This is a genomic window from Pseudomaricurvus sp. ABR4_320 (genome assembly GCF_056159445.1).
Map to the genome: position 1 here is coordinate 1 of NZ_JBSWVF010000122.1, position 277 is coordinate 277.

The 277-nt window shown below is 50.2% G+C and carries 1 protein-coding gene; it reads right to left on the bottom strand.

Annotated elements, in window-relative coordinates; genetic code table 11:
* Positions 1-277: reverse transcriptase domain-containing protein (locus ACXAFR_RS27655; RefSeq protein WP_475183468.1), on the bottom strand; the 277-nt coding region annotated here is incomplete at both ends.

The following is a 277-nucleotide window of genomic DNA, read 5'->3' on the forward strand; positions in this document are numbered from 1 at the left end:
CTGTGGGTATTCCAACTTGCCATTGACGTGCTGTACGGGCGCCGTTAACCAGCGCTCTATGTAGAGTCGTTGCCATGGATCTTTGATATGTTTGTCGACGGCTTTCATTAACAACTGCCGGTCGATGGTATCGAAGAACCCCTTGATATCCATGTCTAACACCCAGGCTCGACGATCACAGCGCAGTTTGGCTTGAATTAACGCTTGATGCGCCGATTTGTTCGGTCGATAGCCGTAGGAATCGGGATGGAATATCGGGTCGAGCAACGGTTCTATA